Genomic DNA, 8069 nt, shown 5'->3' with positions numbered 1-8069 from the left:
TTACTCAAACGATACCCGAGCTCCCGCCAGCATCAGATTCGACCGGCTGCCCGCCCGCTCCATAACCGCCAGTTTGTAGGACGCGTCCTCTTTGAATGCCTTGGCGTATTCGCTGGGGATGTCCGCCGCGGTCGGAATATCGGCCTTCAGCGGGTTTACCGGCCGGCTGTTTACGTGCAATTCAAAGTGCAGGTGCGGGCCAGTGCTGCGACCCGTATTGCCAGACAGCGCAATTCTGTCGCCTCGCTGAATGGATTGCCCTCTCTTGACGAGAATCCTGTGCAAATGCAGGTAGCGGGTTTTATAGGCGTTACCGTGGTCGATATCCACATACTTACCGGCAAACGGATGGTTGCCCACGCGCTGCACAATGCCATCGCCGGTGCTGAAAATGGGTGTTCCTATGGGGGTGGCCAGATCAACGCCGTTGTGCGGGGAGATACGCCCGGTCACCGGGTGTTTTCGCCTGGGGTTGAAGTGAGAGCTGACCCGATAGGGTGTTTGGGTCGGCCAGCGGCGAAACGCCGGTAGCACACTCTTGCCGTGTTGGTCGTAGTAGTTGCCATCTTCAAACCGGAACGCGGTGTGTGTGCGGTTGCCCCGCTTTAGAGAAACGGCTTCAACCCGTGTTTTGCCGGTGCTTTGGTGGGTGGTCATCTCGTGGCTTATGATCACGGCAAACTGGTCGCCGGCACGTAAATCCCGCCTGAAATTCAAGCGGTGTTCGAGCAACTGGTTGACCGAGGCAATCTGGTGAGCGGTCAGTCCCGCCTTGACTGCGGAAACGTAGAAACTGCCCTCGATGGAGCCCCGGAGCACCTCAGACACCCAATGCGTGTCTGCTTCCATTCGACGATACTCAAACTGGTCATCGTCGGTTCGGGTGTAGAACACGGTGCGTGCGCTATCAAGCACAAGAGCAAGCTCTGTGAATCGGTCCTGATCATCAAAGGTCAGCCGGAGCTGGGTGCCTGGCTGTAGGGTTTCCAGGGCCAGGTATTCCACATCCGTTTCCATAATTCTGTTCAGATCAGATGCGGGCGCGCCGTAACGGCTGAAAATACTGCTCAGCGTATCGCCTGGCTGGACCTCATGGCGCTGGGTTAGGGTGTCTGAGCGTGACTCGGCAACTGTGTCCGGCAGTGTTGTGGTGCTGGCAGCCGGAGGTGCCGTGTCCAGAGTGTCAACCGGAAGGGCGGGGATCTTCGCCGAGGAGCTTTGCGTGGACCAGAAACTGGCGACCAATACCAGAAAAACACTGATGCCGAGGAGCACCTTGTGAGTGGAAGTAAATGCTTGTTGCTTTGCCATCGTTCGATAAACCCCGCCTGCCCTGAAACCTGTCGACAAGCCTGAAATCGGATTGCGCGCTGCACGCGCTACGGGCGTGCCCTCCCTCCAGTTTAACAGGTGATGCCAATGCAGTGGTAATTCCTCGCGCTGAGGTGCGGCATCCTGCATCAGTGACAGGGCCAGTGCGGCCTCAAGGCGGGGTGACATCCAGAACGAACGGGCCAGGCTTTCGTTTGTCAGTGCCTGGCGGAGAGCTTTACATTCATTGTGCTGTAGCCACGGACAAAATTGGATTGAACGTACCCGGGCTCGTCCAGCACTTCAATGTGGTCGAAGCGTTTGAGAATTTCTTCCCACAGTATCCGCAGCTGCATTTCTGCCAGCCGGTTGCCCATGCAACGGTGTACGCCAAAGCCAAAAGAGAGGTGTTTTCGTACGTTTTTGCGATCAATGATGAACTGGTCCGGGTCTTGCTCAAAGGCCCGCTCATCCCGATTGCCCGAGGCATACCACATCACCACTTTGTCACCCTTTTTGATGGTCTGGCCGTTCAGGGCGACATCCTGTTTGGCGACACGGCGCATGTAAGCCAAAGGGGTCTGCCAGCGGATGATTTCAGAGACCATGTTGGGGATCAATCCTGGGTTCTTTCGGAGTTTGGTAAATTCATCGGGAAACTGATTAAGCGCGAATACGCCACCGGTCATCGAGTTACGGGTGGTGTCGTTACCGCCAATAATCAGCAGCACCATGTTGCCCATAAACTCCATGGGCCGGTTGATCATGTCTCGGGTATCGTCATTGGCTAACAGCAGGCTGATGAGATCAAAACCGGGCTCTTCTCCTGCAGCTTTGCGCGCTTCTTTTTCTCGCCAGAGCAACGACATTTGTTTGGCCATATCCGCGGCGGCGCGGAAGAACTCGTCGGTATTGGCGTTACCTCCGGTAGACTCCGGCGCGCCCGCAGCCACATCCGACCAATAAGCCAGTTTGTGGCGCTGATCAAACGGAAAATCGAACAAGGTGGCCAGCATGCGGGAGGTAAGTTCGATGGAGACCTTTTGCACCCAGTCAAAAGGTTCGTCGATGGGTAGTTGATCCAGAACATCCGCTGTGCGGCTTCTAATCAGTGCTTCCATTTGTGCCAGGTTTTTGGGTGCTACCACACCCTGAACCGCCTGGCGCTGCACATCGTGTTTGGGCGGGTCCATGGCAATAAAGGTTTCTATCTCCAGGCCTTCGGGCTGCGGCCCGATGGAAATGATGGGCTCGGCGGAGAACAGGTCGTGATGGGTATCCACAAACAGAATGTCTTCGTAACGGGTGATGGACCAGAACGGGCCGAACGGACTGTGTTTCTGGTAGTGCACCGGGCACTCATCCCGCAGTCGCTTGAAATAGGAATGCCATAGCCCCTGGCGGTAAAGAAAAGGGTTGCTGAGGTCGATGTCCTGGAGTGCAAGCGTTGATACCTCCGGCAGTGGGACTTCTTTGAATGTCGGCACTGGCCGACCTCTGCCAACGCGGTTTTTCGCATGCTGGAAGGCATGTGCACCTTTGATCTGCCAATGGATGGGAATGATTGCTGTGGCTTTGTTCAGCACCGGTTGGATTACGGGTTCGAGCAAGGGTTTCAGTGGGTTCATGCAACACCTATGGGATCACTATGATTTTGTTATTGAGGGTTCGACCAAATCTGCCATCAAACCAGAACGCTGCTGCTTACATTTGGAATTCCGGTAAATGCACAATCAGACCGTCCAGAGCTTCCGAGACGGTGATCTGGCAAGCCAATCGGGAAGCGTCGGTTTTCTCCGGTGTGAGCCCGAGCATGCCCTGTTCATCGGCGTTGATGCTGCCAGCCGCCTGAACCCAGTCGCTATGCAAAATGACGTGGCAGGTTCCGCAAGCACAAGCGCCACCGCAATCGGCGTCTATTCCGGGTACACCATTATCAATAGCCGTTTGCATCAGAGATTGGCCCTCGGCAATCTCAACGATGTGTGCGGTGCCACTGTGTTCAACAAAAGTGATCTTGCCCATAAATGCTTTGCCTTCGCTGATCTTTGAAGTGTTTGTCGTGAGGCCAGATTACGTGCCGTGGAGAGGAGCCGGCAGGTCATTAATTGACATTAAGGAGTCATTTAAAGACACTCGATTAAAGCGCAAGTAACTCTGCGCCACCCGATGTCAGACGCCAACTCATTTATATAAGAATAACGATGCGCGAAATTGACCTGAGCCTGGCGTGTATCCCCTCCAATTACAGCCGGTTGATTGCCCGTGAGCTGGGCTTACAGGCCCGGGGCGTGTCGGATTTGCTGACGATGACCCAGTTGTCGGTTGATCAGCTCTTGCAGGAAGACACCTTGCTGACCCCGTTGCAGCAACTGCAGATACTTCAAAACAGTTTACGCCTCGCGAATGACGAAACCTTCGGATTACGCCTGGGCCAGCGCCTGACCTCTCCCACCCATGGCGCCATGGGTTTTCTGGTCAACAGCAGTCCGGACTTGCTCACGGCGATCAGGGCGTTTCAGGCCTTCCTGCCAACTCGCATGAACCTGGCGGGGCTTGAACTGATCACCCGAGGCGACTGGCTAGAGCTTACCTGCCAGTTTCAGATGGAGCTTCCTGAGGACCTTATGCGGGTGTTGAGTGAAAGCTTCGCGGTTATCTTTTTTGACTGCGCCGAATTCATTGTTGGCCGACCGGTGGCAGAAGTGATCTGCAGTTTCCTGCACACAAAACCTGTATACAGCGATCGATACGCCCACTACATTCCCGGGCATATTGAATTTGGTGCGCCATCGCTCTCGCTGAAAATACCCCTTGGCGTATGCAAGGTGCAGAATGCTTCGGCCAACCATGAGAACTACATGATGGCGTTGCAGCAGTGCGAGGCGATGCTGGCGCAACTGCATCCAGACAAAAAGACCTATAAATACCAGGTCCAGAAAATGATGCTGTCGCACCCACCCGGGGTGTTGAGTGAAGAGGAGGCCGCCGCCGCGTTGTTTATCTGTAAACGCACCCTGGCAAGGCGACTGAAAGCCGAAGGGAGCAGCTTTAGACAACTAAGGGACGACATCCTGTCGCAACAGGCGGTTGGTTACTTGCGCGATAGTTCTATATCTATTGAAGCCATGGCCGAGTTATTGAACTACCACGACAGTGCCAATTTCCGGCGGGCGTTCAAGCGGTGGTTTGGGGTAACGCCGGATGAGTATCGGCGTTACTACTTTTCCTGATGGGGTGCCGACGGAACGAGCGCTGGCACCCGGCATCTCGAATGGGCCCGAATGCAAACTCAGTCCCCTTGCTGCTGTCGCCAGGCCAGTTCGTTGGTGATGGTGGCTTTAGGGAGAAGCATTTGGAAATCGAGTTCGGCTATTTCCTTGCCATCTTTGAGTCGCTGAACAAAGTCAGGGTTGGCCAGCGCTTTTTTGCCTACCGCCAGCAGGGCGCCGGGAAACTGACTAGCGATATTCTGATGGTTGGTTTCTTCGATGCCACCGTTAACCATCAGATCAATGCCTTCGACATCGGCGGCTACGCTCGCCAGACTCTCATCACCACTAACAAAGTTCTGGCGATGCACGTCGCCATCGGTGGTATGCACAAAGTCAGCGCCGGCATCACGTAGGGCCTCGACGATCTGACGGAAGCCTTTGGCGCCCTCGGGTAACTGGTAATCGGGGTCAGTGACCGTGCCCTGGGAAAGTCGGATGCCGACCGGGTAGTTGTCACCGACTGCACTCCGAACGGCGCGAACCACCTCTACCGTTAGTCGTACACGATTCTCTAATGAGCCGCCGTAGTGGTCGTCCCGTTGGTTGAAATGGGTACTCAGAAACTGGTTTAAGAGATAGCCATTGGCGCCATGAATCTCGATGCCATCAAAGCCGGCAGCCTTTGCATTGGCTGCTGAGCGGGCAAAGCCTCCAATGACTACCTTGATGTCGTGCTCATTCATGATGGATGGTGTCCGCCATTTTTGCTGGTCACCGTACAGGCCCAGGGGGGTGCCTTTCGGAGCTATCGCGCTTGCGCCCAGGGGTTGGTCGGTATAGCGATTGGCCTGGAACTGGGCGCCGGCGTGCATAAGCTGGACAAAGATCTTGCTGCCGGCAGCATGCACGCGATCAACAACGGATTTCCAGCCTTCAATGTGGTTGTCGCTGATGATGCCCGGCTGGTTGGCATAACCCTGGCTGGCTTTATCGTCGGTGTAGGTCCCTTCTGTAATGATCAGGCCGAAACCACCTTGCGCGTAGCGCTCGTAATGTTCAGCCATCAAGACATTAGGCGTGCCATTGGCTTCGGCGCTGGTGCGCGTCATGGGAGCCAGGGCAAATCGGTTCGGAAACTGAATGGAGCGGAAGTTGACGGACTGCATTGTGTCGCTCATAAAGATAGCTCTCGTGTTTGCCATGAATAACAGGAGGGCAGTATCCCTTGAGGCGGTAGCGCGGAGAAAGCGAAGAATATCGACTTTGCCGATCAGTATATTTGAACGAAAGTTCAACTTTTGGGTGAGGCGGCGCCTAGGCCAGACGGATCCGGTACCGGATTACCCCAGCCTGCTCCTCGCGAATCCATTCAATGCTGTGGCCGGTCAGTTCGCATAGCATTTGCAGGTCGTGACGGCCGCTGGGGTCATCGGCCAGGAATTCCACCTGGGTGCCGCTTGGTAAACCCTGGGTACGTTTCTTGAAGCGCAACACCGGAAGCGGGCACACCAAACCGACGGCGTCGATCTGGTGTACCTCTGTCTGGTCAGTCAAGGCGCACGCTCGTGGGGCTGCTGCCTTGTTCCGCAGAAGACCACCCGAATTGATTCAGCACCACCGGAGCACAAAAGGCAATGATCAGAGCCGCGACAAATGCGGCTGCCATAACTTTCATGTTGAATCTCCTTTGCCTTGTTTCGCCTCAACCTCGGCCACCCACAGATCGTGATGCTGGCGAGCCCATTCAAGATCTACCTCACCATCGCTCATGGCATCAAACGCACCTTCCATACCAACCGAGCCGATATAGATGTGAGCAATGATGGCCACCATCATCGTGAACGCGACAATCGAGTGCCAGATGTTGGCGTATTGCATTTCTTCATGGGGCGTTAGCACGGTCGGGAAGTCGGTTCCCAGAATGCTGTTCACGACGCCGAAGGTGCCGGCAAACATGGGCATTTCAAACGGGAACAACAGCGACAGGCCAGACAGTGACACGGACACACCCAGGATCATCACGGTCCAGAATATGATTTTCTGGCCGGCGTTGAATTTCTTGGAGGAGGGGTGAGATTTGGTGAAGATACCGCCGCCGGCCCTGAGCCATTGCCAGTCCAGCTTGTTGGGTATGTTATGCGCTACCCACATGCAAAAGGTCATCACCAGGCCCAACATGAAGGCCCATGCTACGTTGTTGTGAAGCCACTTTGAGCCAACCGCGAGGGCGGAAAACGCATCGGGCCCAATGACGGGGATCAGGAAACTGCGCCCCATCAGAGTAATGAGCCCAGTCAGGCCCAGCGCAACAAACGAGCCCGCCAACAGCCAATGACCAAAACGCTCAATGGCTTTGAATCGCTCGATCTTGGTGCCGGACGGGCCGCCATCAATCATGATTTTGCCGCGAACAAAGTAAAACACCACCAGCAGGAGAATGGTGCCCAGAAGGGCGCCACCGCCGTAGGTAATGATTGGGCCTTTCCGTAGCTGATACCAGCGCATACCGCCGTCCTGGATCAGAACGTCGGCGGCAGGTCCTCGGGCCTGAGTCTTGATGTCGCTTTCGTTGTAACGAATGCCACGCCAGACATCGGAGTCAGAAACCCCGCCCCGTGTACCTAGTTGCTCGGTGATTGCCGCTGCATTCGCGGGATCGCCCAGATTCCCTGATCGAAAGGTATCGTCAACTTTCAGTTTCTGCTGACGAGCCATGATGTCTTCCAGGGTTTGCGCACCCCCGGTCGCTGTTCGATCAACCGCAGGGGCATCTTTCGCCCAGGCAGGGTTGAAAAGCAGGGTTGCCAGCGCAATAACGATGGCACCCAATAGTTTTATGTTCATGAGAGCGCTCCAGCGGAATGAACAAAAAGAATGTGTTGCCCCAATCGATTCCGGGGCCGAAAGGCCCCGGAATCATCAGGTGGGCTTAAGCGCCCTTCTTCTCGTAAGCTGTGCCCCATCCCCAGGCGCCTGAACCGAAACCACGGTTCACTACACGCTGGCGATAGATGTCCGAAACCTGGTTGCCATCACCGGCCAACAGGGCTTTGGTTGAGCACATTTCCGCACAGATCGGCAACTTGCCCTCGGCAATACGGTTCCGCCCGTACTTGTTGAACTCGGCTGTTGAGTTGTCTTCTTCAGGACCGCCTGCACAGAAGGTGCATTTGTCCATCTTGCCCCGGCTGCCGAAGTTACCCGCTTGCGGGAACTGGGGCGCGCCGAAGGGGCAGGCATAGAAGCAATACCCACAACCGATGCACAGGTCTTTGGAGTGCAGCACGATGCCGTCTTCCGTCTGGTAGAAGCAGTCTGTCGGGCAAACGGCCATACAAGGCGCGTCCGAACAGTGCATGCAAGCTACCGAGATGGAGCGTTCGCCCGGTTTGCCATCTTCAATGGTCACCACACGACGACGGTTGATGCCCCAGGGGACCTCATGCTCATTTTTACAGGCCGTTACGCAAGCATTACATTCGATGCAGCGCTCGGCGTCACAAAGGAATTTTGCTCTTGCTTGTCCTTCAAGTGCCATGGTCT

At 55.5% G+C, this 8069-nt stretch carries 9 protein-coding genes; 1 reads left to right on the top strand and 8 read right to left on the bottom strand.

All coding sequences use genetic code 11. The features are described 5' to 3' along the window. The 3 genes from IBX51_RS09610 to IBX51_RS09600 all read right to left on the bottom strand — a co-directional run bounded on the left by IBX51_RS09610 (position 1) and on the right by IBX51_RS09600 (position 3336). Positions 1 to 1311 (bottom strand): peptidoglycan DD-metalloendopeptidase family protein, encoded by a 1311-nt coding sequence (locus IBX51_RS09610; RefSeq protein WP_291830978.1) that lies wholly within the window; start codon positions 1309 to 1311, stop codon positions 1 to 3. 218 nt (positions 1312 to 1529) lie between these two features. Continuing rightward, positions 1530 to 2939: a cytochrome P450 gene (locus IBX51_RS09605; RefSeq protein ID WP_291830977.1), complete on the bottom strand. Its 1410-nt coding sequence runs from the start codon at positions 2937 to 2939 to the stop codon at positions 1530 to 1532. A gap of 76 nt (positions 2940 to 3015) precedes the next feature. Continuing rightward, positions 3016 to 3336, bottom strand: coding sequence for a 2Fe-2S iron-sulfur cluster-binding protein (locus IBX51_RS09600; protein WP_291830975.1), 321 nt, complete (start codon positions 3334 to 3336; stop codon positions 3016 to 3018). Between the two features lie 179 nt (positions 3337 to 3515). On the opposite strand from IBX51_RS09600, the gene IBX51_RS09595 reads away from it, so the two are divergent. Further along, positions 3516 to 4544: an AraC family transcriptional regulator gene (locus IBX51_RS09595; RefSeq protein WP_291830973.1), complete on the top strand. Its 1029-nt coding sequence runs from the start codon at positions 3516 to 3518 to the stop codon at positions 4542 to 4544. Between the two features lie 59 nt (positions 4545 to 4603). On the opposite strand, the gene IBX51_RS09590 is transcribed toward IBX51_RS09595, so the two are convergent. The 5 genes from IBX51_RS09590 to fdh3B all read right to left on the bottom strand — a co-directional run bounded on the left by IBX51_RS09590 (position 4604) and on the right by fdh3B (position 8064). Further along, a complete protein-coding gene (locus IBX51_RS09590) occupies positions 4604 to 5704 on the bottom strand; it encodes an NADH:flavin oxidoreductase (RefSeq protein WP_291830972.1) in 1101 nt (366 codons plus the stop codon). A 136-nt stretch (positions 5705 to 5840) separates the two neighbouring features. Continuing rightward, on the bottom strand, positions 5841 to 6080 hold the full coding sequence (locus IBX51_RS09585) for a sulfurtransferase TusA family protein (protein WP_291830971.1): 240 nt from the start codon (positions 6078 to 6080) through the stop codon (positions 5841 to 5843). After that, entirely contained in the window at positions 6073 to 6201 is a 129-nt protein-coding gene (locus tag IBX51_RS09580; protein WP_291830970.1) for a hypothetical protein, read from the bottom strand. Before IBX51_RS09580 ends, IBX51_RS09585 begins: the two co-directional genes overlap by 8 nt. Further along, entirely contained in the window at positions 6198 to 7370 is a 1173-nt protein-coding gene (locus IBX51_RS09575; RefSeq protein ID WP_291830969.1) for a formate dehydrogenase subunit gamma, read from the bottom strand. Before IBX51_RS09575 ends, IBX51_RS09580 begins: the two co-directional genes overlap by 4 nt. A gap of 85 nt (positions 7371 to 7455) precedes the next feature. Continuing rightward, the gene (gene fdh3B / locus IBX51_RS09570; RefSeq protein ID WP_291830968.1) at positions 7456 to 8064 is read right to left on the bottom strand and encodes a formate dehydrogenase FDH3 subunit beta; all 609 of its coding nucleotides are present in this window, start codon (positions 8062 to 8064) and stop codon (positions 7456 to 7458) included. Positions 8065 to 8069 lie beyond the last annotated feature (5 nt).

It is taken from the genome of Marinobacter sp. (assembly GCF_014859525.1).
In the GTDB taxonomy this organism is placed as follows: domain Bacteria; phylum Pseudomonadota; class Gammaproteobacteria; order Pseudomonadales; family Oleiphilaceae; genus Marinobacter.
The sequence above is the reverse complement of the archived record's forward strand: the minus strand, read 5'-3'. Positions and strand labels throughout refer to the sequence as shown.

Excerpts from the sequence above, each read along its gene's own strand:
- IBX51_RS09610 (WP_291830978.1), bottom strand. The coding sequence starts at position 1,311 with ATGGCAAAGCAACAAGCATTTACTTCCACTCACAAGGTGCTCCTCGGC.
- IBX51_RS09605 (WP_291830977.1), bottom strand. The coding sequence starts at position 2,939 with ATGAACCCACTGAAACCCTTGCTCGAACCCGTAATCCAACCGGTGCTG.
- IBX51_RS09600 (WP_291830975.1), bottom strand. The coding sequence starts at position 3,336 with ATGGGCAAGATCACTTTTGTTGAACACAGTGGCACCGCACACATCGTT.
- IBX51_RS09595 (WP_291830973.1), top strand. The coding sequence starts at position 3,516 with ATGCGCGAAATTGACCTGAGCCTGGCGTGTATCCCCTCCAATTACAGC.
- IBX51_RS09590 (WP_291830972.1), bottom strand. The coding sequence starts at position 5,704 with ATGAGCGACACAATGCAGTCCGTCAACTTCCGCTCCATTCAGTTTCCG.
- IBX51_RS09580 (WP_291830970.1), bottom strand. The coding sequence starts at position 6,201 with ATGAAAGTTATGGCAGCCGCATTTGTCGCGGCTCTGATCATTGCCTTT.
- IBX51_RS09575 (WP_291830969.1), bottom strand. The coding sequence starts at position 7,370 with ATGAACATAAAACTATTGGGTGCCATCGTTATTGCGCTGGCAACCCTG.
- fdh3B (WP_291830968.1), bottom strand. The coding sequence starts at position 8,064 with ATGGCACTTGAAGGACAAGCAAGAGCAAAATTCCTTTGTGACGCCGAG.